Source organism: Calothrix sp. PCC 6303 (assembly GCF_000317435.1).
Classification (GTDB): Bacteria; Cyanobacteriota; Cyanobacteriia; order Cyanobacteriales; family Nostocaceae; genus PCC-6303.
The window spans coordinates 3,023,516-3,046,090 of record NC_019751.1 but is presented as its reverse complement, the minus strand read 5'-3'; the positions used below and the strand labels follow the sequence as shown (position 1 = coordinate 3,046,090).

Genomic DNA, 22,575 nt, shown 5'->3' with positions numbered 1-22,575 from the left:
CAGCAACATAAATTACACAAATTTCATCCTGATTTCATCTTGGTCTGGGACATTAAATATAGTAGCTAATTGCAAACAGCATATACCAAGCTACTATCCCAGCTAAAATACATAAAAATAATGCTCAGTAACATTGTAAGGTGGGTAATCGATCGACGTTGGCTAGTTGTATTAGCTACAGTTCTTGTTTCCTTTTGGACATTCTACATCATCCCTCAAATGTCCTTGGATGTGCTACCAGCTTTTGCCCCACCGCAAGTAGAAATCCAAGCTGAAGCACCAGGACTTGCACCGGAGGAAGTAGAATCCTTAGTAACTTTACCAATTGAAAGTGCAATTAATGGCACACCGGGAGTCACCGCAGTCCGTTCTTCGAGTGCGGCAGGAATTTCGGCGGTGAGAGTCATATTTAACCAGAATACTGAGATATACCAAGCTCGTCAGTTAGTCACCGAACGACTACAACAAGCCACAAGCAAGCTACCACCAGGGGTAGAAACTCCGCAGATATCTCCCACCACTTCCCCGGTAGGTTTAGTTGTTCAGTATGCTTTTACTGTTGAAGAAGGAAAGAATTCTTCCAGTGGTTCAACCCCTAATTCCCTCATGGAAGCTCGTCGAATCGTTGATTGGCAAGTCACAAATCGCCTTTTAGCTGTTCCTGGTGTGAGTCAAGTGTTAACTTTTGGTGGTGATGAGCGGCAATTTCAGGTATTAGTTGACCCAGTAAAATTAGCAGCATTTAATATTACCTTAGAACAAGTTACCCAAGCGACTCAAAAAGCTAATGTCAACGCCCCTGGTGGCTTTTTTATTACAGCAGATACAGAGAAATTGATTCGAGGTATCGGCAGAATTGAATCAATTGAAGACCTGAAGAAATCCACAATTATTTCTCGCAAAGGCGTTCCAGTAAGATTAGAAGATGTTGCTGATGTCCAAATTGGAGCAGCAATCAAACGGGGTGATGGCAGTTTTAATGGCAAACCCGCAATTATTGTTATGGTGAATAAACAGCCAACAGTTGACACTCCGACTGTCTCCCGTGCCGTAGAAAAAGCGGTAGGAGAAATCAAAGCGGGATTGCCAAAAAATATTAAAGTTACGACTACATTTCGCCAAGATAGTTATATTGAATCTTCTGTTGATAACGTGCGATCGTCTTTAATTCAAGGTAGTATTATCGCGGCGATAGTTCTGATTCCTTTTTTGATGAATTGGCGGACATTAACAGTATGTTTACTTGACTTTTTCCTGACGTTACTATTTGGATTACTCGCACTTTCCTGGTTAGGAATTGGATTAAATACAATGACTTTGGGAGGTTTAGCGGTTGCTATTGGTACTGCAATTGATGACGCAATTGTCTATGGTGAAAATACTTATCGACGACTAAGAGAAAATAAAACTTCAGAAAATCCCTTATCCCCATTAGAAATAATTTTTGAAGGTTCGCAAGAGGTGCGGGATTCATTAATTGGTGCCACAATTATCGGGATTATTGTTTTTTCGCCGATTTTTACCTTACCGGGAATTGAAGGCAGAATTTTTACACCAATGGGTATTTCCTATTTGGTAGTAGTTGTAATTTCTAGCTTGGAGTCTTTATTAATTTCTCCAGCTTTATGTGCAATTTTATTACCGAATCTAAAAGTAACTCAACGAGAACCTTGGTTAGCAAGATTTTGTAAGAGAATTTATGCATCATGCTTAAATTTTTCGATGAGAAATCCATTATTAATTGTGGGTGTTGCTACAGTTTTAACCGTCGCATCAATTGTGGTTATTCCTTCATTTGGTAGGGCATTTTTACCAGAATTTCAAGAACAAACAATGGTAAATACCTTGATTTCCTACCCAACAGGTTCTCTTGAAGCTAGTACAAAAGCTGGTTATGTGATCGAAGAAGCATTAAAAAATGATTCCCGATTTAAGTTTATTCAAACACGTTCCGGACGTGCTTCAGGAGATTCAGAAGCTGCGGGTGTAAATGTGGCTCACCTTGATATTGAATTAAGCAAGGAAGGAATGCAAAAGCGTGAAAAATCTTTGGAAGTAATGCGGAAAGCATTTGAGAAAATACCAGGTGCAGCAACTAATATTGGTGGATTTTTATCCCACCGAATGGATGAAGTTTTATCTGGGGTGCGGAGTTCCATAGCTGTGAAAATATTTGGTTCTGATTTAGGAGAATTACGGAAAATTGGACAGCAAGTAGAAGAGCAAATGGCAACAGTTAATGGTGTAATTGATTTGCAACTCGAACCACAGCTTCCTGTACCACAAATTCAAATCAAATTCGACCGTGATGCAGCAAGTCGCTATGGTCAGACTGTAGGAGATTTAGCCGATACAATCGAAACTGCACTCAACGGTAAAGTTGTTTCTCAAGTTCTAGAAAATCAACAATCTTTTCCCTTAATTGTCTGGTTTAAACCCGAAGCAAGACAAAATTTAGAAACAATTCGTAATTTATTGATTGATACTCCCGATGGACAAAAAATTCCTTTGGGTAGCGTTGCTAAAATTGATGAGGGTAAGGGACCAAATACAATTAATCGGGAAAATGTATCCCGTTTGATAGTCGTTTCGGCAAATGCCAAAGGTCGGGATTTACGCTCGATTGTAAATGAAATCGAAGCTAAAGTTAAACGTAATGTTCAAGTTACTCCAGGTTACTTTATTCAATACGCAGGTCAATTTGAAGCTGAAGAACGGGCAACACAAAATATTCTCGTTTTTAGTATAATCGCGTTTATTGCCATTACGGTAATTATGTATCTTTCGGTTAAATCTATTGCTTCTACGGCGATGATTATGATTAACTTGCCGATTGGTTTAGTTGGTGGTGTAATTGCCGTAGCTTTAACAGGTGGAGTAATTTCCGTTGCATCTTTAGTTGGTTTTGTTTCCTTGTTTGGGGTAGCAACTCGCAACGGTTTATTATTGGTGGATAATTACAATAGTAAATATGCCGAAGGAATCGCGTTGAAAGATATTATTGTCAAAGGGTCAATGGAACGACTCAATGCAATTTTGATGACAGCCTTAACTTCAGCGTTGGGTTTAGCACCAATGGTACTACAAGGTGGTCCCGGACAAGAACTTTTGCAACCTTTATCAATAGTTGTGTTTGGTGGTTTGTTTTCTTCTACAGCGATAACTTTGCTTGTTTTACCTGCTTTCTATGCCAAGTTTGGTAAGAATTTATTTCCGAAGAGGCAGAAAGAAATTGAACAGAAAGAGGAGCAATTTTTTCTGCACATGTAAAATATTTAGATTGGCGATCTTAGAAAATTGATTTATCCAGATTAATACCAAAATTTAGCCTTGTTACTTTTGCTAGCTTTGAATAAATGATTTGATTGTGAATGAATAACTTTACCTTGTTTCGTAGTCTGAGAAACCCTATATTTGCAAGACTTTACGCAGCCCAAACCACAAGCCTTTTGGGTGATGCACTGACTTGGGTTGGTCTGGCTTTGGTTGCCTTTGAGTTGGCAAAAGAACAGTCCGCAGTGGTGCTTTCAGTCGCTTTAACCCTCCGTGTGACCGCATTTGTGTTACTTGCACCCATCGCTGGAGCATTTGCCGATCGCTTCGATCGCAAAAAAATCATGGTAGTAACCCACATTATCCGTATGGTGATTGTGGGATTGTTACCTTTTGTGACTCAAGTATGGCAACTTTATATACTCATATTTACGCTAAATGTTTTTAATGCCTTTTTTACACCAACCTATCAAGCCACAATTCCCCTAGTGACTGGACAGGATGATTACCCGCAAGCGATCGCACTTTCTAGCGCGACCTACCAATTACTGGGTGTCCTTGGTCCTGGTATCGCTGGAAGTATTGCAGGGATAATAGGAGCCAGACAGGTTTTCTTTCTGGATGCGTTGAGTTTTCTGATTGCGGGAGTATTAATTTTTACGCTACCTGGTCAGTTAAAAGTCCAGTCGAACCAATCATTAAGTACGCGAGGTCGAACTTGGCGCGATGTTAGAAATGGTACAACTAGCTTATTTAATGATGCTTATATTCGCTATGCCTTATTTATGCAGTTGGTTGCATCAATAGCTGGAGCACAGATTTTAGTTAATACTGTTGGCTACGTTCAAGGGACGCTGAAATTTGGGAATATGCAGTATGGTTGGGTCATGGCTGCCTTTGGCATCGGGGCGACAGTTGCAGCTGTAATTGTTGGTACTTTTGCTCAACGATTCACAAGAACAAGTATTATAGTTTTTGGTGCGGGGCTGATAACCCTGGCTTTATTGCCTGCAAATTATGCAAATTTACCAGTATTGATGATGTTATGGTTATTAGCGGGAATTGGGCAAAGCTGTGTCAACTTACCTACGCAAACATTGATTGCCGACCGTATTCCTACAGATGCCCAAGGACGAGTTTATGGCGCTCATTTTGCTTGGAGTCATTTGTGGTGGGTAATATCTTATCCTTTGGCAGGTTGGTTGGGGAGTAATTTTGCTGAAGTTGAATTTTTCTATGGTGCTTTAATCGGCTTTGCTTTACTAGTTATAGCCCAAATTGCCCTCTCACCACATTCTCACGAACATTTACATTATCCGATTTTGCACGAACACAAGCATATTCACGACGAACACCATCAACACGAACATGATGGAGAGATATTATTGAGTGAACCTCATACTCATCTTCACGAACACACAATGATTGTTTCCCACAGTCATCCTCATCATCATGATGTTCATCATCATCACATTCATTAAAAAGTTTCGCCACAACTGTTATGTGTCAAAGGATAGACTTACGCGAAAATTAATGTAGGTGAAGGGATTGGGGTTGATTTTTGATGCTAGATGGAGATACGTGATTTCGCCAAAGTAGTAAAGGAATGCTCAAAATACCCAAAACCATCACAACCCCAGTCATTATCCAAACCATCAAACGGCTAGGTTGATAATTTCCCCGTTCGATTTGCCAATAAACTTGGTTGTAGCGCCATGCTGCCAAAGCGATCGCAGCAATACCAAACAGTACCAGAGCCAGACCCAAATTTTCTGAGTTGAAAAAAGGATGAGCAGAAACTTCCTGTTGAGTAATAGCAGTTTGAGTAATAGCAGTATTTAGTTGACGTAAGAATATACCAAAACGAGCAATGGCAAAACCAAAGCCAATTAATGCTATGGAAGTACGCAACCAAGCAAGGAATGTACGCTCGTTAGCTTGATGTTCTCGTTGACGATCGATATTCGGCATTTGATTTTTTTTTGATTTAATATCAATTAAATAAATGTTCTCTAATTCTTCTTTTTACTTTCTACAGTGTAATCACAAACGAAAGTCAAGAGGTTGCTCAAATGGAGGAGACTTCAACCAAATTAATTTTAGTTGGTGCTTTACTCGACTCTGTAGGATTTAGCGAGCTATAACAATTTGGAAAAACTTGCTGTACCTACGATACTTTTCCCTAGAGACTACAATTAATTATGATAAAACTTTTTTATTCAAAATCTCAAAATTTCATCCTAATTTCATCCCCTGCTGTCATCCTAAATTATATTAGTGAGGAGTAAAGAAATGAAATATCTCAAATTCGGCTTCGTTATTTTAGCGAGTACGGGTCTACTATTTTTAGGTGCTTGCAGTGGTGGAACTCAAGAAAGCGCTTCCAGCGAGAAAACAGAAGTTGCGAAAACTGCCACCGATACAACCTCGAAAAGCGAGACTCCAAAATCAGATGTTGCATCAAAAAAAGAAGGAGATAAACATGAGGAAGGTAAAGAACACTCTCATGGTGGTCAAGTCGTAGAATCTGGTCAATATCATTTAGAGTTAATCGCAGAAAAAGCAGAAAAAGAAACACATCTGCATTTGCATGTGCAAAAGGGAGAAAAGCACGAACCTATAACAAATGCGAAAGTTACAGCACAACTTCAACTACCTGATGGAACTCAGAAAAATCTAGATTTAAAATATGATGCGAAGGAGAAAAATTACACTAATATACTATCCGGAAATGTCGTAGGTCAATATCAAATGAAAGTTACTGCTGATATTGGAGGTGAAAAAGTAAGCGGTCGATTTAACTTTAATCAGTAGTTTCATTAATTTATCCTAATTTGAGTGTTATAATTGTATTCATAATAGCTATTTATTATGAATACTAATCTAATTTAAAATTACAGTTTAAAACTTATCAATAGGATTAAAAACTAAAAATGATGGAATGCTAAATATCCGCTATGACTTGAGACAATTACTTTAAAACACAATTAAATCAAGGGAAATGTTGCTCTAGATTAGGCTTTTTCAATAATAGGACAAATTACATTTTCGGAATTATCAGACACAAGTTCCCAACCTGATATTAGCCCTTCTAGCTCTTGCTTAAAAATCGTCATTTCTCGGATTTGTTTTTCAATAACTGCTACCTTATCTTGCAATCTAGCTTTTATGCGATCGCAAGGTAGTTTTCCTTGGTCGTGAACTTGTAAAAATTCCTTAATTTCTGATAAGCTTAATCCCAGACTTTGGGCACGTTTGATAAAGTGTAAGCGAGACAAAACATCCGAGGTAAATAATCTAAATCCACCTTCGGTTCTACCTGATGAGTGAAGTAAACCTAATTCCTCATAGTAGCGAATAGTTTTAATCGGTACACCGCTTTCTTTGGCAACAACACCAATTTGTTTTCCTTGTTCTTTGAGCAACATATTTAATATTCCCCTCGCTAAATCTTTTACTTTCTTGAGCATCAACTCTCTAGTTAATTAGAGGGTTAAAACTGAACATCAAAGTATTTACTTTTAATTGTTGAACACTTGCCATTTTTATCCATATTATTCATGTTGCACTCTTAGTTGCGATTCCTTTATATAGATGAGCGATAATATCTGACATTTTTTCAGGTGTAAATTCCTGAAGTTCAACCTCATCAAATTGCTCTTCTATCAACTCCCGAATATTTCGATTGAGATGACATCCATCTCCGATAACTTTTTGAATTGGTGTTAGTCTATTTTGCCAAACCTGGATGTTATGTTTATCGCTTAACCCATGTTCTAAAAAGAAAAACCTACCACCTGGCTTGAGGATGCGGTAAATTTCTTGAAGTGCTTGCTTTACATTTGCAATACTACATAATGTAAAAGTGCTGACAACGCTATCAAAAGTATTATTTAGTATTGATAAATTTTCACTTGATAGCATTAATTGCTTAACTGTTATATTTGATTCACTAATACGCTTTTTTGCAAAAGCATTCATCCCAGGATTTATATCTATAGTGGTGATTTTCTGAATTTGTGGAGGATAGAATGCGAGATTTAATCCAGTTCCAAAACCAATTTCTAGAACTTCTCCTTTGACATCTGTAAGTAATTCCTGACGATATTCTCCGAAAGTTGGGTCTGATAAACTCCAATCCAGAAGACGCGGTAAAATTACTTGTGAATAAAATCCCATAATTCTAAATCCTCTATGACTTATTTTTCTACTACCTCACTTCCACAACACCACGAAACATATTCATTCCACAAGCAAAGGTATACTCACCTGTTTTTTCAGGTGTAAACTCGATTGGTGTGGTTTGATTAAGTTGCAAGTCTTGGGCAATATGAAAATCAGGGAAAACGACTTTTTCTAAACAACTGCTAGGATCATTACGTAGAAAGTTGAGACGAACCCTTTGACCTACATTGAGCACTACTCGACTAGGTTCATAACCACCATCTACTGTAATTGTAACTTCTTGAATACCATTAGATGATGTTGCTTTTTGGGACTTTGCTTTACTTAACAAAAACCACCACAAATTCAATCCAATTAATCCCAAACCTCCTGCTGTCACGGCAGCTTTTACCCATAATTGTTGTTCGATACGCTGAAACTCAGTTGTCTGTGAATTTTTACTGTGTGGCATTTCATGAGTATTTTGTGCTAGTATTTCTTCCCCACTAATTAGTAATCCCAAACTGAGAAAACTACCAAGAATTACCTTTTTAATTAACATATCCCACCCCCTATTTATGCAATTACCTTGGGTTTAAAATTACGCAGACGTAGAGCATTTGTAAGTACAGAAACAGAACTAAATGCCATCGCTGCACCTGCAATAATTGGGTTGAGTAACCAACCGAAAAATGGAAAAAGAATACCCGCAGCAATGGGAATTCCGGCAATATTGTAAATAAAGGCAAAGAATAGATTTTGCCGAATGTTACGAATTGTTGCATGACTAAGCTGAATTGCCGTCACCACACCCTGTAAATCACCAGAAATCAAGGTGATATCGCTAGCTGCGATCGCAACATCTGTTCCGGTACCAATGGCAATCCCTACATCAGCTTGAGCAAGTGCGGGGGCATCATTAATACCATCACCCACCATTGCCACAATTTTCCCTTCTCTTTGCAATTCTTTAACAGTAGCTACTTTTTGGTCGGGACGAACTTCTGCTAAAATGCGCTTGATGCCAACTTCATTGGCTATAGTTTCCGCAGTCCGACGATTATCTCCCGTCAGCATAACTACTTCTAAGCCCAGTTTTTGCAAGGATTTGATAGCTGGGATGGATGTTGGTTTAACTGCATCCGCAATCCCCATTAATCCGGCAATTTTGCCATCAACCGAGATGTATATGGCAGTTTTACCAAGATACTCTAAACGTTCTTTTTCTTTTTCCAAGTCTTGAGTTTTTACAGCCAATTCCGACATCCATAGTTGCGTACCAATTTGTACCAGATGGTTATTAACAATACCCTGGACACCGCTACCAGTTACAGCTTCAAAATCAGACGCGATATATCGCGTCTCTACATTTTGGGTTTGTGCATATTTGACAACTGCTTCTGCTAAAGGATGTTCGGAATTTCGTTCCACAGACGCAGCTAATTGTAATAATTTGATTTCATTCCCGTTTGCAGTTCCGTTGACGGTAACAAGATCCGTCACCGTGGGTTTACCTTGGGTGATAGTTCCGGTTTTATCCAGCACAATAGTTTGAATTTTGTGTGCCAATTCCAAGCTGTCAGCACCTTTAATCAAAATACCATTTTCCGCACCCTTACCCGTTCCTACCATGACTGATGTGGGAGTTGCTAAACCCAATGCACAAGGACAAGCAATAATAAATACTCCTACCATAGTAATCAAAGCCAGGGTCAGATTCCCCATAACATTAAACCACAAGACGAAAGTCAGGAGCGCGATCGCTATTACCGTAGGAACGAAAAATCCGGTGACTTGATCTGCTAATCTTTGGATGGGTGCCCTGCTACCTTGAGCTTGTTGTACAAGTTGGACTATTTGAGCCAAAACTGTATCTTTCCCTACTCGCTTTGCTTGAAACTTAAAGCTACCAGTTTTGTTAATAGTCGCCCCAATTACCTCATCTCCAGGTAGTTTTTTCGCAGAAGCGCTTTCCCCTGTCACCATAGATTCATCGATAGTTGATGTACCTTCTATGACTTCACCATCAACAGGAATTTTCTCCCCAGGACGAACTAATATTACATCCCCAATTTGCACCTCTTCTATGGGAATATCAATTTCTTTTCCCTTACGAATTAAACGCGCGGTTTTTGGTTGCAAACCAATGAGTTTACGAATAGCTTCCCCAGTTTGTTTTTTTGCACGACTTTCTAGTAATCGTCCCAGTAAAATTAAGGTGATAATTGCGGCAGAGGCTTCATAATATACCTCTGGTCTTAAGCTCTGAGAGATAAACAAATTGGGGAAAAATGTCGGAAATAGCGAATAAATAAACGCCATACTAGTTCCCAATACAACTAAGGTATCCATCGTTGCCACATGGCGTTTAGAAGCTTTCCATGCATTACTGTAGAAAGATAAACCACACCAAAATTGGATTGGAATCGTTAACACTAATTGCACCCAAGGGTTATGCAACCATGTAGGGATAAATGGTACATCGAAACCCATCATCATCGGGATAGAACCAATGATAATAATAGCGCTGAGAATTCCCGATACAACTACTTTACGGGTTAATTTACGGGTTTCCCTGGCTTGTCTACGTTTTTCGGCTTCATCTTCCTCTATGGTTGGGTTTTGTTCTGACAAGGGGAAGGCAGAATAACCAGCCTCATTTACTACACTTTGGATAGTTGCAATATTGGTTCTTCTAGGGTCATATTCTATTGTTGCGAGTTCTGCACCATAATTAACGATACCTTCACTAACACCAGGTACAGAACTTATAGCTTCTTCAATGCTTTTTGCACAGGATGCACAGCTCATCCCGCGTAATTTTAGGGTGGTATTTGCCATTTTTATTCCTCCTGATACGAAGTCGCAGAAATTTATTAAAACTCTGCGTTTAAGTTTCCTTCTTTGACATCACCCAACTGAATAACCAGCAGTTGTAATTGCTTCTCTAATTGCTATTTCTGCTACTTGGGTTTCAATGCTGACTAACTTGGTTTTTGCATCGGTTTCAACTACAGCAAGAGGATCAATAGCTTTTATCGCTTCTGTAATGGTTTCACCACAAGCAGAACAAACCATATTGGAAACTTTTAATTGGAGTGTCATATTTAATTACCCTTTGAATAACTGATCTTATTCTGAACTCTCCAGTGGAGAGGAGAGTCAAGGGGTTAAACAAAATTTTTTACCCAACATAGCTGTGAGATAAGGCAGTCAAGGGTTTTAGTATTTGCTTCCAGTTACAAATATCAACAAATGTTGTTGCCGCACAAATACGGTTACTGCGACGCAAATTAACTAATAGCGGCTGTACCAATCCAATTGAAACTTTACATGGTTTAGGATATCGTCTCAACGCTTCTGATGAACCAAAATAAACTTTTCCGTCTCACTCGGATCAATTTGGCACTTTGGTATGCTGTTGTCATGGGTTTGATTTTATCTGTTAGTGCTTTTGGCTTTTATCGAGCAGTTTTTCACGCTCATGTCATTGCTTTAGATAATGAAATTGGGGTTATATCCAAGTTGGACGAAGTTTAGAAGATTTCAATCGATATTTAGAGTCTGTAAAATTGTTTTTGGCTCTGGGACTGCTAATCACGATGAGTGCGATCGCATTAGCTAGTTGGTGGTTATCTGGGTTGGCGATCGCGCAAGCAATTGTCCAAAGGCACCAAGGTAAGTTGACTGTGCAAAGTGAATTGGGAAAAGGTAGCACTTTTATAATTCAATAGCCTTTAAATATTACGACTAGTAAAAAGTAGGCGTTCGGCTTTTGGCTTGAAAGAGTTGTATTGCAACTTAATCTAAGCCGAACTAAATTTTATTCTGCTGGTAATTGTTTTGTGACTTCTGTTATGTGTAGCTTGCCTCTACCGAAGGATATGGATGGAGGTGATAAGCCAAAGGCTTTACGCAGAGCGTATCGCTCTTTGCTGATTTGATTAAAGCTGTCTAAAAATTGCATTTCATTGAGCAAAACAAATCGCTCATGAAGATTATTCTCCCAACTACTTTTTGAGCGACGGTGTAAACATACCCAAAAGAGTCGTTCTATCGTAGGTGGCAGTGCTTTGCATAATCGAGTATCACTGACATGAGATTCCAAATACTCCCTAATTTGCATCCCTACAGCATACGCCAGCAATGGAGGCACAGAATTACCTATTTCCCGATGAGCATGAAGTATTAGCTCGCTGAAATTAAACCAATCAGGGTAACTGTGCAAACGAGCAGCTTCCCTCACCGAAATAACCCGTGGTTCAGAAGGATGAATTGGGCGTAATGCAGTGCGATTACCACTCCCCGCTCGTAATGTGACGCATAAACCATCCCATTCGAGTTTTTTTGATCTAGATTTAGCTTCTCTCGCACCTGGGGAAGTATTGATAAATTGCTCGATTACTTCTGGTGTATGTTTCGTCGCGGTAAATCCGGTGATTTCGTTAGTTATTGTACCTGGGTTAGGAAATATTTCCTCAAGATACTTGCCATATTTACCCTTTTCCCAATCGGGTGAGACAACTTGAGTGTTTTGTTTGGGGAGTAGGGGAATTGGGAATAAGTCAGTTATTGCATCCCTAACATTATGCTGTGGTAACTGTTGCGGTGGCATAATGTTACCAAACTTCGATGCCACAAAAAACACCCTTTTTCTAGCTTGGGGAACCCCATAATTTGATGCATTCAGATTCCACTTGGATAGAAAATAATGTTCTTCTAACACCGCTTGTAAATTAGCAGTAATGCAACCAAATTTTTGATTCTCAATTCCCGGCACATTTTCCATGATTGCCGCTAAAGGATTGAGTTCCAAAACCAGCCGGACAAACTCCCCCACCAACCCATTTCTTTTATCTTCAACGTTTTGCTGTCCAGCAACGCTGAACCCTTGACACGGAGGACCACCAAAAACTAGATCAATCTCCCCATCCCAATCTGAATACTTTGCCTGAATGCGATCGCGTATTTCTTTTCCCGTAACCTCACATATGTCTTTGCACAATACCGTCGCATTGGGGAAATTCTGTTGGTACGTAGCCAAGGCAATAGGATTGTTATCAATTGCTATACCTATTTCAAAACTTACACCGCATCCCAAGTCAAACCCACCCGCTCCAGAAAACAGGCTCACAGCTATCTTTTTCTTTGTTGCTGTTGATTTCATGTTGAAATTAGACACTGCTAAAATTAATGATAACTTTTTGCACAAGCCTCTGCGCTAATTACATTCGCAATTCTGTCTAACTCTCAACTCTTCTAGCAGTCTGTCTAAACTATGGGTGCTGATAGTTCTTTCAATCAGTGGGCAATCCGCAGTAAAGATTTTATACACTCCCCCTGACTCAACCTCACAAAAGTTGACAATCAACCCTTCCCGTTTGGCATGACTCAGCTTTTTAATTGGCTCCTGCAGCATCTGACATACAGATTTTCTTTCCAAATCTGAGAGCATCTTCCAAGCTTCTTCTTTAACAGGTTGATATTGATACAATCCTCTACGCACATCTGTATAATCTGAAGCTTGACGCAGTATATCTGCAAGAATTTCTGCATCTGTGATGGGTGTTTGATTTATAACTAAAGCTTCTGCTGGTATATTTCCTACTACTTCAATTTCCTCATCTTCTATGTCAATCAGCTTTTCGGTAAGCACCCCCGTTTGGTGATCATCCTCCATAATCTTGCCGAAGGTGTAATATCGACTTCCATCAGGTGTAGCTCTCCAATTACCCTCCTTCTCCTCTCTATTCTGAGATTTGAGGAATAATCTTCTTTCGTCAATTAGTTCCAATACATGTCTGCAAGTCAATCTACCAATAGGAATATCCTGCAACTCTTCAATCAGAACTTTGTAGTTCTGGGAGCATAACCGCAGTAGCACCGATATTGGTAAAACTGCCAAATGTTGTGGGCAACCAATAAAGGCTTGGAAATACTCCGCGATTTTAAGCGATCGCTTTTCTTCTGCACTGCCTTTATCCCATCCATATTCTGACAATAACGCCCGGTACTCTCGTTTGCTATGGGTTTGCTTGTATTCGTAGAGTAAAAAAGCAGTGTGCAGATACTCCAGGGTACTTTGCTCGATATGCACCGTGGGATTGGAGTTTATTTGATGCTGTTTTTCGTAACTTTCGGTTGCAATAGTTAGTACAGTCATGGTAGATTCTGGGTACTTTTTAAATTGTTCTTGGTCTGTACAAAAGACCAATTTTTCTTAATTCGACCAACCAAAATAGCGCTGCATTTGTTGGGGAGATACTCTCTCCAGCAAACTTTGTAAGAGGTTCAGGCAGCTTTTTTCCATACGATTGCTCCTTGAGCTTGGGGAATCGCAGTTAACGCATAAGCCAAGGTGTGTTTGTGGATTTGGGGCATTTTGCGAAATGACATATCTTGTCCCCAATCCTGGACTGATTTGGTGCCGATATGCAGAACTTGGGTGAGAGTTTTGACGCAAGTTGTCCGAAAGTTTGCGTGGGAAACGGTTTGTAATATTTGCTGTTCATTTAACCCATCGAGGAGAATTTTTTCGAGAAAGGTTTGAGCATCAACTTCGGGTGGACTGTATTCACCTTTGAGTATGCTTCTGAGATGATGAGGCATAGTTCCGGCTGTGTAGATGTAAGCCAGTGCAATTTTGCAATAGTTGGGCATCCCTTCAAAATTCAAGTCGCTTCCCCATTTCCTAACTGTTGCTCGTTGGATGTCAAAGATTGCACAAAATATCGTGATGCATTTTTTGCGGTATTGGGAGTCTGTTTCTTCTTCCAATAGTTCTGCGGGGGTTAGTTCAGCGATACCGAAGCAGTGACGGAGGAATTGTCTGGGTTCTAAACCTTGAGTTGGTAAGTGTTTGAGTAAATAGCTCATAAGGGTATTCTCGGATTGATTATTGAAACGAGCTTAAATATTTCACAAATCCATTTACAAATTATTATACAGCATAGAGATAGCACAAAGACACCACAAAGATGTTATAAAGTATTTAGTCTACCAAAAGAGGAGATTGTAAAGATGGAACTATTGTTTTGGCGAATGATTCCGACAGCATCTCTAGGGTGTATTTTTAAAGGAGGATAAACATGTCAAAGCCCCAAATCGAAACAATGCCGCTTGAAGAAAATGTCAGACTGAATATTACGATTTCCCGCTATAACCTCCAAAGGCTAAAGTATTGGGCTGCCATTAGTGGTAAAACCCCCAGTGCTTATGCAAGTCAAATCATTTCAGCGCGACTAGAAGTAAATTTTGATCTAATTAACCAACAGCTTGAGGATTTGGCTCAAAGTCAAGGAATGACTTTAGCTGATTTAAAGGAACTTCTCGATAAACAGGATTCTAAATAAAGCGGAAGTGACTTGGGTATGGTTCCCCGACAATATGAAAGATTGTCGAGTAGTTTGTTGATTTAGAAGTTTGTCTATAGGCAAAATTTGGTAGTGCTGATTCATGGGAATAGGTTCCAGATAGAGTCAAAGATTGTCTTTGGGTAGATGATCATCATGAACACATCTATTTTACATCTAAAAAGAAGCTTTATAGCAACAATCAACAAGTTTGCTCAAAGGTAATATGAAACATGAAAGTTAGAAGAAAACCTGTCGTGACCAAAAGAATAAGCGTTTCTATTCCCGATTTGACACATGAGAAGTTACAGATATGGGCTGATATTGAAGGCACAAGTCTGGCTGACTTAGCAGCTTATCTGTTGCGTAGAGAGGTTGAAATAGCTGAAAAGGAGGGAAAGCTGAAATACCCAGATGAAAATGCGAATAAAAACCCCCAGTCTTAGTGTGTTTCACTTATATGTAGCTCTCAGCTTTGCGATAAAAGTCTGGCATGGCTTTGGTGTTGCCAAACTCCGTACTGGAAAATCCTGCCATGCTTGAAGGCTTTTCAGGTAAGTTTTTCAACCAAACGTAGTTTTTCATATTTGCTCATACATGGCACCTATAGAAGTTGTTTACCGATACAGTTATAGTAAAACTGGGAATGAACTATGTCAATAGGTAATGCACTTAAGTGACAAATATTTAGAAGAGAGCAAAAATAATGAACTATAACCAGTTTTTATATTTTGACGTGCCTACAAAAAAACCTAGAACAACCATTTATCTTGAACCGGAACTGATGGAAGCCCTTGAGGAAAGAGCCAAGCAGGAAAAGCGCACAGTCAGCAATATGTGCAATTTATTGCTTGAGCAAGCAATGAGTGAATGGTTAAAGCAGAAGGAAAAATAAGTATATAAGGTAGATGTTAACTATCTATGCCGGATAGCTTACAAGTTATACGTTTTTGGGAACCTAATTGGCTGTTGCCTGTGAAACTCTTAATTTGTCTGCTCCCAAGCCTGAACAAGTTGCGATTTGGCATTTTGATAAAATGGCTTTTGGATCGAATGACCCCCAGGTTATTAATAGACCTGTTGCTTTATAAGCTCAAAAAAACCGTGAGATCTAGTTCTGGCAAACGTTTCAGCTACTTTTTACGGGTCATGGCTATAACCTATGCGGTGTAGGGCTTTCGGCGATTCCTTCTGTTAAAAAGCAACAAGTCTAATGAGCAGGAAGATACTGCTACCAACCTTTTAGAAAGAATTCGTTTGGGTAAAAGGTTACAAACGTTTAGCTTGAAGTGAGGAATTTGATGTTTGCTTGGGAAGATTATACTGCGATAGCGACAGCCAGTCCCTTTGGGAGTATCGCACAAGAATTGGTTGCTAATTTAGGGATGGTGACGGAACGTGACATTGCTTTCGGATTATGTCTGCTGGGTGTATGTTTTGGATTTCAGTTTTTTTGTGCAAATTATTATGAAGCAACCAAACCTGGCTTCTTCTTGGAGTTTTAGCTGCTTTTTTCACTACATTGAACTGAATTTCGGGTCTGGATATTGACTTTGACTTATCAAAACTTGCCGCTCAAGCACTCGATTGGGAATATTAAACTGAAGCAATCTTGAAGTTACTTGCCCAATTTGAGTTTTCCCTTCTATTCGCGCATTTTCAATACAAAAATGCTCATCCCAAACCTGAAGACGGGGATTAAATAAAGGGACTATTTCTTTAGTTACTTGGTCTATTGTGACAAAATCAGAACCTTTATGGCGATTACAAGATAAACATGAAAGTGCCAAATTATCCGCAGCAGTATCACCACCATGTTTTATAGGAATAATATGGTGAAGCAGTACGGTCTTGGGGTTTCCCCAAGTAGAGTAACTGCTGAACCCGGAGGGTCTACTTCGTGAGTATAAATAGAAAAATCCTGATGAATGAGACAATATTCGCAACATCTTGAAGCTCTATTTACTACAAGCTTACGCAGTTCGACAGAAATATAATCAGAAGCCATGTTTCTTAATCATGTTTGAAAGCCCGTGCTTTTAATAAAATCATCATATGTTCTAATTGCTCATAAACGTCTAATTCAGCTAATTCTATCGAGCTAAGTGTTGCAGAACGGTTTTTTTCTAATAACTCTGATAACCGGGATTGACCTTGGACTGAAACTTTGAAAGCAATTATTTCTTCAGGTGTTGGACGCTTAATTAAAAAATCGAGAACTTCTTGATAAACTGCGGGAATATCTGTAGTCCTAGTTTGAACGATTGGCTGAGAAGTTGTTGATGAATTTGCAACGTCTAACAACTGCCACAGCAATTCGGGTAAACGATTTTGTAGAGGTTCTAAACGTTGGGCTAGTTCATCAGAAATTTGAATCGTTAATTCTGCCATTGCTCAGTTTGCTATACGAATTGTCTTGCATCCAAATTATAGCTTGATTCTCCTTCAAGCCGATTTTATCGCAGAGACTCATCGCTTGTAGTTAAATCCTGCTCATTCCAAATATGAGGATTTTTTTAATAGTTGAATTATCCGAAAAATAGTAATTTAACTTTTAAGTATAAATTTCTGTCAGAGCCATTTTTACTCAAAAGTAATTTTTATATTTCTTTCACCCCACACATATAAACATAGTTGCATTGCCAGTTGCCAGTATATAACCTAACAATTGTTTGTTGAATTGGGCAGAAATTTAACTTAGCTTAAGTTCAGTTAAATCCTAACTAAAGCGACTGGATTTGTTAAATAATTTTTATTCCACAAATATTATCGCAACACTTGAGCTTGTCCCTTTCAGCACTAACACTCATATTCAGTTGGAATTAAGCGAGCATGGTATATGAAAACGTAATCTATACCCAGAAAACACTTGCCGAAAGGTACGGAATCTCAATCGCAGGTTTACAGCAGTGGTATCCTTATGCGGGAATAGTCAAACCCAAAAAGCGTGGAGGCTATTTTGATGCAGCAACGCTGGAAATAGCCGATATTTTTTATGTTGCTATCAGGATGAGGAGGTTAACCTTTGAGGAATATTTACAGCAGGTGATTCCTGCGGGTGGATTGGATACTTATTTACAGAAAGTGAATAAAATCACCCTTTACGATTTTTTGACCAAATATATTTCTGAACAAGAGCAAGCAAACGAAATTGTCCAAGCAGTAATTAGGAGAATTGAACGTCATGAAGCATATAAATCAGCTAGCACAACAGTTACAAATTTCGCCTGAAGTGGTTCGCAATATCTGCCAAATTCTGGATTTAGAAATTACTGGGGATACGATTAGCGAGCAAGTCGAATCGCAGTTGGTAAATTTAAAAGCTGCTGCAACTAAGGAGAATATGTCAATGGAGGAAGCAGCAAGGCATTTATTGTCAATGCGCGATACTCATTCCGAGTCGTCATGCGATCGCAGTTTTAACAAACGCGAGTACATCAAACAACGCTTTGGAGTCGATCCAGAAACAGCAGCACCAGATAGTTTTGTGGGAATGCTTTACCAAGACACTCATCGCGGTACTCAGCTAGGGGAACTGCGTCATAAAGTAGTACTGGAAACTTCTACTCTTGCCTTGGAAGAATTTGTCTTCAACGGAACAGGTACAAATTTAAGCGCTGACGAGTACACCCAAGCCCAAGAACGTATAAATTCGCGGATAGATAACGATTTTTTCGCCAAAGTCAACTGGGGGGAAGGGAGTCATCCGTTACTAGTCGGTACTTCGACACAGCAGCCGAAACAGTTGAAGTCCTCGCAGACGAAAACCGGGCAATCTCTGAAGAAGTAGTTGCTCAAATGCTACCGATTTGTTACCAGTTTCGAGATGAAAGTTTACTGGCTTTACGAAAAACATCGACTTTGGCAGTGGGTATAAATCTTCTTTCGGTTGTCGCTGGAACGGTTATTGGGGTGTGGGTAGCAGTTCCTCCAACTCAAGAAAGGCAGGAAATTAAGAGTTTACAACCGATTTTGATTGGAGTGGGACTTGGTGAAATCAGTGGGTTAATTTTAGCACTATTAGTAATTTGGATACGGGGTGAACATGAACGCAGCATTTGATTTTTTGGTCAATACAGCAGGTGGTTTGTTGATGAATTTCGGTGTTTCTGGGATGGTAGGACAGTTGATGGGAGTGGGTGCAACCCTCGCTCTGCATCCATTGTTATTGTTAACGGGAATAGTTGCAGGTGGTATGGGAATTGCGATCGCTCGTGAGTTAAATAAACGTCCCCATCTGTATTTGATAGTCGATAATACGGGCGAGGTTTGGTAATGTTTAGTGCTAAACCGTTGCAAAATAGAAAAATATCATCCAGAAAAAAGGTCAATGTTCCTTTATTAACAACTTGTGCGACGGTTGGGGCGGTTTCCTTGATTGGAATAGTGGCGTTAACGCTTGGATGGAAACAGCAAATCCCAGCAAACCAATCGAGTGAGGTACAACAAGCCAAATCAAAGGTTGCCGAACTTCGGGAGGTTTATTTAGAAAAATTATCCCGCACTGATTACAACATCAACCAACTGGCAAGTTATTCATCTGAAGGAACACCAACTTTGACAGGGTGGCGACAAATGGCAGCAGCATTGTGGGGACAGCAATTGAAAGCTGAGATATCCACAATGCAAGCTAATGAAAAGTCAGGCTTTTATCGGCTGCATTATATGCCAGCCTTGGAAATAGTTAAATTCAACTCGCTGGATGTCCTATTAGAAGCGGCTTCCGGCAACGATACCTTTTACTGGGGATATCGCAAAACCGACGGGACGAAAGTTGAGGAGAAAATTTCTACTGGTGCAGCTGCGGTGATGGTATTGGGCAAGCTGGAAGCAATTGATTACGCGCAAAACTTGGAATCCCAGCCATCAGTTGATTTGAACCAAATGCTGATTCAAATCCGCAATGCTCAAGAACCGTACTCTTTGGCTCAAGCTCAATTATTACGTACCCGTGGATATTCCGATCCAGTCGAACAACTCGCTCGTGTACGGGAAATCCGCGAACAAATCAAACAGCAAGAGCAAGAACGAAAGCTGTATTTACAAGGCATGAAAGAAACAGTCCGACCCAAAATACCAACTTCCCAAGATTGAGGAAATGCATCATGTACGTTAAGTTTGCTGCTGCCATAATTTGTATCACTCTGTGTTCGCTCAACGTTGTTGCGGCAGTCAAACGTACTCCGATTCGCACTACTCTTGAGGGTTCCACTCGCACTACGGTTGAGATGATGCCATCACCTAATTCTTCCGTACATTGGCTGAGTGCAACTATTTTTATCGCTGGATTTGCTAGTTTTTTGGGTTGGGGAATTTCGGAATATAACAATGGAATTGAAGGAGATGAAATTATCGATACTTCCGCAGTTCCTGAGCAGCGTCATCAAACTAATACCGTTATCCCTAACAACGTTGAATTATCTCCACCAATTAATCCTGCTGGGAAAAACATCATTCAATTTACTCCTCGTGTATCTTCTAATCTTGGTTTAAATCCAGAAAATAAATCTCAAATGCTGACACCAGAAGAATTTTATTCCCAACTTCAACAGGAGGATTATTGGGAAGAGAACGAAGACGCAAACGATAACCCTTCCGCTAGTTAATTTCATTGAGGTAAATATGAGCAGAAACCGTCGTAACTTTGATGTCGATTATTCCGAAGGTGGTGCGATTGTACCCACAACCCGCTTACAGGGAATGTTAAACCAGGCTCAACAACAGGGAGGAATCGTAAATCAGCAACCGGGAATTTCAACAGCAATCGACACTCAACCTTTAGAAGTTCGATATATCAACTCTCCAAATTCCTACAAACCCAGAGTTCCCCAAATCGAAATTCCTTATGTAGAGGTATGGAAAGCCCACAGATTACACCCACAAAATTCTTGGCGCTTTGTTTGGTATCCTGCCTACTTTCTTGGTGATTGTATAAAATCTCCCATCGGTGTGGGTGCTGTTGGATTATGGTTGTTCTTACTATTGGTTAATTTCTTGCTCAATGGTAGTTACACCGGACCCGGTTATGCTAATGGGAAAAAGATTGAAGTTGTACCAGAGAAAGTACCATCATTTGCTTTACCAGTATTCAGGCAGTTGGAATAAGCATGTTGGTCAAAATTTGCTTTGGAATTACGCTGCTGGTGTGGTTTTTAGATATTCTCCAACCGGGATACCTCAAATTTTATAACTTAAATAACGTAACTTCAAAGATTAAAATTCCAATTTCCACTGCGACTATTTCTAAACCCACACCAACCCCCACTCCCACTGATTCTATTTGCAATAATCCCAAGAACAATTTTGAAAAGTTGCTAAGTTTCACTAATTCGAGTTGTCAAAATGCGAATCAAGCTGGAAATCGATAGAACCAAAGCCAGTAATGAGGATGAAACTGTTGATAATCAACAATTAGATCGCATCTCGAATGATGCAAATTGGCACTATGCCTTTGCTAGCTTTTTCTTGACTCTAGCGATCGCACTTCCCCAAATCTCCTCCTGGGTGGAATCTCAATACTTGGTCAAATCACTCCAAAACCTAATTGTTACAACTAACACAACTGACTTCAGGGATGCTCGAATAGCTTTCCCAACTGTCAAAAACGCTCCTGTAACAAGCGGATTTGGTTGGAGAATTCATCCAATTACCGGAGAACGCAGATTCCATACTGGTATCGATTTTGGTGCTGATTTGGGTACTCCAATTTATGCGGTTGATGCTGGTTCGGTTAAACTTGCTGGAGAAAAAGGAGGTTATGGAAACACCGTAATTATTAATCACAGCGCTGGGAAATCAACGCTTTACGGTCATGCAAGCAAGCTTTACGTGAGAGAAGGACAGCAGGTTGTACGGGGACAGATGGTTGCAGCAGTAGGTAGTACCGGAATGTCTACTGCACCACATTTACATTTTGAAGTTCGAGTTAATGGTAAACCTGTTAACCCCCATCCTTACTTGCAACAGTATTTAGCAGGTCGGTAATATGTTAGGGAAAATCTTCATTTCCGGATTAATTGGTGCTGCGAGTTCGGTTGCATTTAACTATGGAATTGCTTCTGTTCCATGTGGTTTAGTTTCTCCCGGTGCTGATAAAGTATGCTTTATTCGCGCTTTTACTAATTCCCTCGATAGTTGGAAATTCGGTTTTATTCTTGGTGGAATATTTGGATTAGTTTCTGGAGTTGATTATCGTCGTATGAAGAGTAGAATTCAACCCATTCATTTATCTTTAGCTTCTGTTTCCTGTTTGGGTATTCACTGTTTATTAGGTTCTCAGAGTTTCGGATATAATACTAATTTTCATCAGACTGATGTTGGGATAAATTCTAAATATTCTCCGAGAATGCGAGCTTTTTTAGCAACTATTCGCTGGGCTGAAACTGGAAATAGTGGAAGAGAGAGTTATCGGAAATTGGTGTTCAATGGCAATTTTAATGATTTCTCCACACACCCATTAATTAAACAATGTGCGCCAATTAATGGCAACCGAATCTGCTCGACTGCTGCTGGTGCTTATCAAATGTTAGATAAGTCTTGGTGGGATTTACAACCAAAGTTAAAGTTGGCTGATTTTTCACCCGTATCTCAGGACAGAATGGCTGTTGAGTACATTCGTCGGAATAATGCTATTAAAGACGTTGAATCAGGCAATTTTGATAAAGCTGCATGTAAAGTCGGTAAAATCTGGGCTTCATTTCCCTGCAATTCCTACAATCAGAATCCCAAAAGTATGGAGAAATTAAATAATTATTACCAACAACAATTGTTAATTCTTGGAGGTTGA

The 22,575-nt window shown here is 39.6% G+C and carries 29 protein-coding genes and 2 pseudogenes; 19 read left to right on the top strand and 12 right to left on the bottom strand.

Features of this window, described 5'->3' with window-relative positions; all coding sequences use genetic code 11:
- Positions 1-120: 120 nt before the first annotated feature.
- Together CAL6303_RS12570 and CAL6303_RS12565 are read left to right on the top strand one after the other, a co-directional pair.
- Entirely contained in the window at positions 121-3,270 is a 3,150-nt protein-coding gene (locus CAL6303_RS12570) for an efflux RND transporter permease subunit (protein ID WP_015198199.1), read from the top strand.
- A 101-nt stretch (positions 3,271-3,371) separates the two neighbouring features.
- Positions 3,372-4,754, top strand: coding sequence for an MFS transporter (locus CAL6303_RS12565; protein ID WP_015198198.1), 1,383 nt, complete (start codon positions 3,372-3,374; stop codon positions 4,752-4,754).
- 49 nt (positions 4,755-4,803) lie between these two features.
- On the opposite strand, the gene CAL6303_RS12560 is transcribed toward CAL6303_RS12565, so the two are convergent.
- On the bottom strand, positions 4,804-5,244 hold the full coding sequence (locus CAL6303_RS12560) for a YidH family protein (protein WP_015198197.1): 441 nt from the start codon (positions 5,242-5,244) through the stop codon (positions 4,804-4,806).
- Positions 5,245-5,565: 321 nt separating this feature from the next.
- Between CAL6303_RS12560 and CAL6303_RS12555 the strand changes: the two genes are divergently transcribed.
- Positions 5,566-6,087, top strand: a complete 522-nt coding sequence (locus CAL6303_RS12555; protein ID WP_015198196.1) for a hypothetical protein — start codon at positions 5,566-5,568, stop codon at positions 6,085-6,087.
- 200 nt (positions 6,088-6,287) lie between these two features.
- Here the strand turns inward: CAL6303_RS12555 and CAL6303_RS12550 are convergent, their stop codons facing one another.
- The 5 genes from CAL6303_RS12550 to CAL6303_RS12530 form a co-directional block, all read right to left on the bottom strand.
- On the bottom strand, positions 6,288-6,701 hold the full coding sequence (locus CAL6303_RS12550) for a heavy metal-responsive transcriptional regulator (RefSeq protein ID WP_041740505.1): 414 nt from the start codon (positions 6,699-6,701) through the stop codon (positions 6,288-6,290).
- A gap of 130 nt (positions 6,702-6,831) precedes the next feature.
- Positions 6,832-7,452 carry a class I SAM-dependent methyltransferase gene (locus tag CAL6303_RS12545; RefSeq protein WP_015198194.1) on the bottom strand — a complete coding sequence of 207 codons (621 nt, stop codon included), beginning with the start codon at positions 7,450-7,452 and terminating at the stop codon, positions 6,832-6,834.
- Positions 7,453-7,483: 31 nt separating this feature from the next.
- Complete coding sequence (locus CAL6303_RS12540) at positions 7,484-7,999, bottom strand: cupredoxin domain-containing protein (RefSeq protein ID WP_015198193.1); 516 nt, start codon at positions 7,997-7,999, stop codon at positions 7,484-7,486.
- A 14-nt stretch (positions 8,000-8,013) separates the two neighbouring features.
- Positions 8,014-10,278 carry a heavy metal translocating P-type ATPase gene (locus CAL6303_RS12535; protein WP_015198192.1) on the bottom strand — a complete coding sequence of 755 codons (2,265 nt, stop codon included), beginning with the start codon at positions 10,276-10,278 and terminating at the stop codon, positions 8,014-8,016.
- 69 nt (positions 10,279-10,347) lie between these two features.
- Positions 10,348-10,542 (bottom strand): heavy-metal-associated domain-containing protein, encoded by a 195-nt coding sequence (locus tag CAL6303_RS12530; RefSeq protein WP_015198191.1) that lies wholly within the window; start codon positions 10,540-10,542, stop codon positions 10,348-10,350.
- 143 nt (positions 10,543-10,685) lie between these two features.
- Here CAL6303_RS12530 and CAL6303_RS29210 point away from each other — a divergent pair.
- Positions 10,686-10,814, top strand: a pseudogene (locus tag CAL6303_RS29210) (winged helix-turn-helix domain-containing protein); the annotation flags it as partial.
- Positions 10,801-11,114 (top strand): annotated as a pseudogene (locus CAL6303_RS29205) (hypothetical protein); the annotation flags it as partial. The pseudogenes CAL6303_RS29210 and CAL6303_RS29205, both read left to right, overlap by 14 nt.
- A gap of 146 nt (positions 11,115-11,260) precedes the next feature.
- Here the strand turns inward: CAL6303_RS29205 and CAL6303_RS12525 are convergent.
- The 3 genes from CAL6303_RS12525 to CAL6303_RS12515 all read right to left on the bottom strand — a co-directional run bounded on the left by CAL6303_RS12525 (position 11,261) and on the right by CAL6303_RS12515 (position 14,313).
- Entirely contained in the window at positions 11,261-12,619 is a 1,359-nt protein-coding gene (locus CAL6303_RS12525) for a DNA cytosine methyltransferase (RefSeq protein ID WP_238993804.1), read from the bottom strand.
- 39 nt (positions 12,620-12,658) lie between these two features.
- Positions 12,659-13,600, bottom strand: a complete 942-nt coding sequence (locus CAL6303_RS12520) for a hypothetical protein (RefSeq protein ID WP_015198189.1) — start codon at positions 13,598-13,600, stop codon at positions 12,659-12,661.
- Between the two features lie 128 nt (positions 13,601-13,728).
- Positions 13,729-14,313 carry a hypothetical protein gene (locus CAL6303_RS12515; protein WP_015198188.1) on the bottom strand — a complete coding sequence of 195 codons (585 nt, stop codon included), beginning with the start codon at positions 14,311-14,313 and terminating at the stop codon, positions 13,729-13,731.
- Positions 14,314-14,525: 212 nt separating this feature from the next.
- Between CAL6303_RS12515 and CAL6303_RS12510 the strand changes: the two genes are divergently transcribed.
- Together CAL6303_RS12510 and CAL6303_RS12505 are read left to right on the top strand one after the other, a co-directional pair.
- Complete coding sequence (locus tag CAL6303_RS12510) at positions 14,526-14,789, top strand: hypothetical protein (protein WP_015198187.1); 264 nt, start codon at positions 14,526-14,528, stop codon at positions 14,787-14,789.
- 257 nt (positions 14,790-15,046) lie between these two features.
- A complete protein-coding gene (locus tag CAL6303_RS12505) occupies positions 15,047-15,235 on the top strand; it encodes a ribbon-helix-helix domain-containing protein (RefSeq protein ID WP_144051046.1) in 189 nt (62 codons plus the stop codon).
- Positions 15,236-15,245: 10 nt separating this feature from the next.
- On the opposite strand, the gene CAL6303_RS31455 is transcribed toward CAL6303_RS12505, so the two are convergent.
- Positions 15,246-15,374 (bottom strand): hypothetical protein, encoded by a 129-nt coding sequence (locus CAL6303_RS31455; protein ID WP_255348456.1) that lies wholly within the window; start codon positions 15,372-15,374, stop codon positions 15,246-15,248.
- 121 nt (positions 15,375-15,495) lie between these two features.
- Between CAL6303_RS31455 and CAL6303_RS12500 the strand changes: the two genes are divergently transcribed.
- Positions 15,496-15,684 carry a ribbon-helix-helix domain-containing protein gene (locus CAL6303_RS12500; protein WP_015198185.1) on the top strand — a complete coding sequence of 63 codons (189 nt, stop codon included), beginning with the start codon at positions 15,496-15,498 and terminating at the stop codon, positions 15,682-15,684.
- 406 nt (positions 15,685-16,090) lie between these two features.
- The gene (locus tag CAL6303_RS12495; protein ID WP_015198183.1) at positions 16,091-16,294 is read left to right on the top strand and encodes a hypothetical protein; all 204 of its coding nucleotides are present in this window, start codon (positions 16,091-16,093) and stop codon (positions 16,292-16,294) included.
- Between the two features lie 12 nt (positions 16,295-16,306).
- On the opposite strand, the gene CAL6303_RS12490 is transcribed toward CAL6303_RS12495, so the two are convergent.
- Both CAL6303_RS12490 and CAL6303_RS12485 read right to left on the bottom strand, forming a co-directional pair.
- On the bottom strand, positions 16,307-16,738 hold the full coding sequence (locus tag CAL6303_RS12490) for an HNH endonuclease (protein WP_015198182.1): 432 nt from the start codon (positions 16,736-16,738) through the stop codon (positions 16,307-16,309).
- A gap of 64 nt (positions 16,739-16,802) precedes the next feature.
- Complete coding sequence (locus CAL6303_RS12485) at positions 16,803-17,180, bottom strand: hypothetical protein (protein ID WP_015198181.1); 378 nt, start codon at positions 17,178-17,180, stop codon at positions 16,803-16,805.
- A 441-nt stretch (positions 17,181-17,621) separates the two neighbouring features.
- Here CAL6303_RS12485 and CAL6303_RS12480 point away from each other — a divergent pair, with 441 nt between their 5' ends.
- Genes CAL6303_RS12480 through CAL6303_RS12435 form a run of 10 tightly spaced genes read left to right on the top strand, consistent with a single transcriptional unit; the run spans position 17,622 to position 22,575 of the window.
- Positions 17,622-18,020: a hypothetical protein gene (locus CAL6303_RS12480; protein ID WP_015198180.1), complete on the top strand. Its 399-nt coding sequence runs from the start codon at positions 17,622-17,624 to the stop codon at positions 18,018-18,020.
- Entirely contained in the window at positions 17,974-18,579 is a 606-nt protein-coding gene (locus tag CAL6303_RS12475) for a hypothetical protein (RefSeq protein WP_015198179.1), read from the top strand. Before CAL6303_RS12480 ends, CAL6303_RS12475 begins: the two co-directional genes overlap by 47 nt.
- Positions 18,580-18,587: 8 nt before the next feature.
- The gene (locus tag CAL6303_RS12470; RefSeq protein ID WP_015198178.1) at positions 18,588-18,851 is read left to right on the top strand and encodes a hypothetical protein; all 264 of its coding nucleotides are present in this window, start codon (positions 18,588-18,590) and stop codon (positions 18,849-18,851) included.
- The gene (locus CAL6303_RS12465; RefSeq protein WP_015198177.1) at positions 18,835-19,065 is read left to right on the top strand and encodes a hypothetical protein; all 231 of its coding nucleotides are present in this window, start codon (positions 18,835-18,837) and stop codon (positions 19,063-19,065) included. The genes CAL6303_RS12470 and CAL6303_RS12465 overlap by 17 nt, the downstream gene beginning before the upstream one ends.
- On the top strand, positions 19,065-19,883 hold the full coding sequence (locus CAL6303_RS12460; protein ID WP_015198176.1) for a phage terminase large subunit family protein: 819 nt from the start codon (positions 19,065-19,067) through the stop codon (positions 19,881-19,883). The genes CAL6303_RS12465 and CAL6303_RS12460 overlap by 1 nt, the downstream gene beginning before the upstream one ends.
- 11 nt (positions 19,884-19,894) lie before the next feature.
- Positions 19,895-20,395: a hypothetical protein gene (locus CAL6303_RS12455; protein ID WP_015198175.1), complete on the top strand. Its 501-nt coding sequence runs from the start codon at positions 19,895-19,897 to the stop codon at positions 20,393-20,395.
- A gap of 16 nt (positions 20,396-20,411) precedes the next feature.
- Positions 20,412-20,894, top strand: coding sequence for a hypothetical protein (locus tag CAL6303_RS12450; RefSeq protein ID WP_015198174.1), 483 nt, complete (start codon positions 20,412-20,414; stop codon positions 20,892-20,894).
- A gap of 2 nt (positions 20,895-20,896) precedes the next feature.
- Entirely contained in the window at positions 20,897-21,157 is a 261-nt protein-coding gene (locus tag CAL6303_RS12445; protein ID WP_015198173.1) for a hypothetical protein, read from the top strand.
- Positions 21,132-21,773: a M23 family metallopeptidase gene (locus tag CAL6303_RS12440; RefSeq protein ID WP_015198172.1), complete on the top strand. Its 642-nt coding sequence runs from the start codon at positions 21,132-21,134 to the stop codon at positions 21,771-21,773. Before CAL6303_RS12445 ends, CAL6303_RS12440 begins: the two co-directional genes overlap by 26 nt.
- Position 21,774: 1 nt before the next feature.
- The gene (locus tag CAL6303_RS12435; RefSeq protein WP_015198171.1) at positions 21,775-22,575 is read left to right on the top strand and encodes a hypothetical protein; all 801 of its coding nucleotides are present in this window, start codon (positions 21,775-21,777) and stop codon (positions 22,573-22,575) included.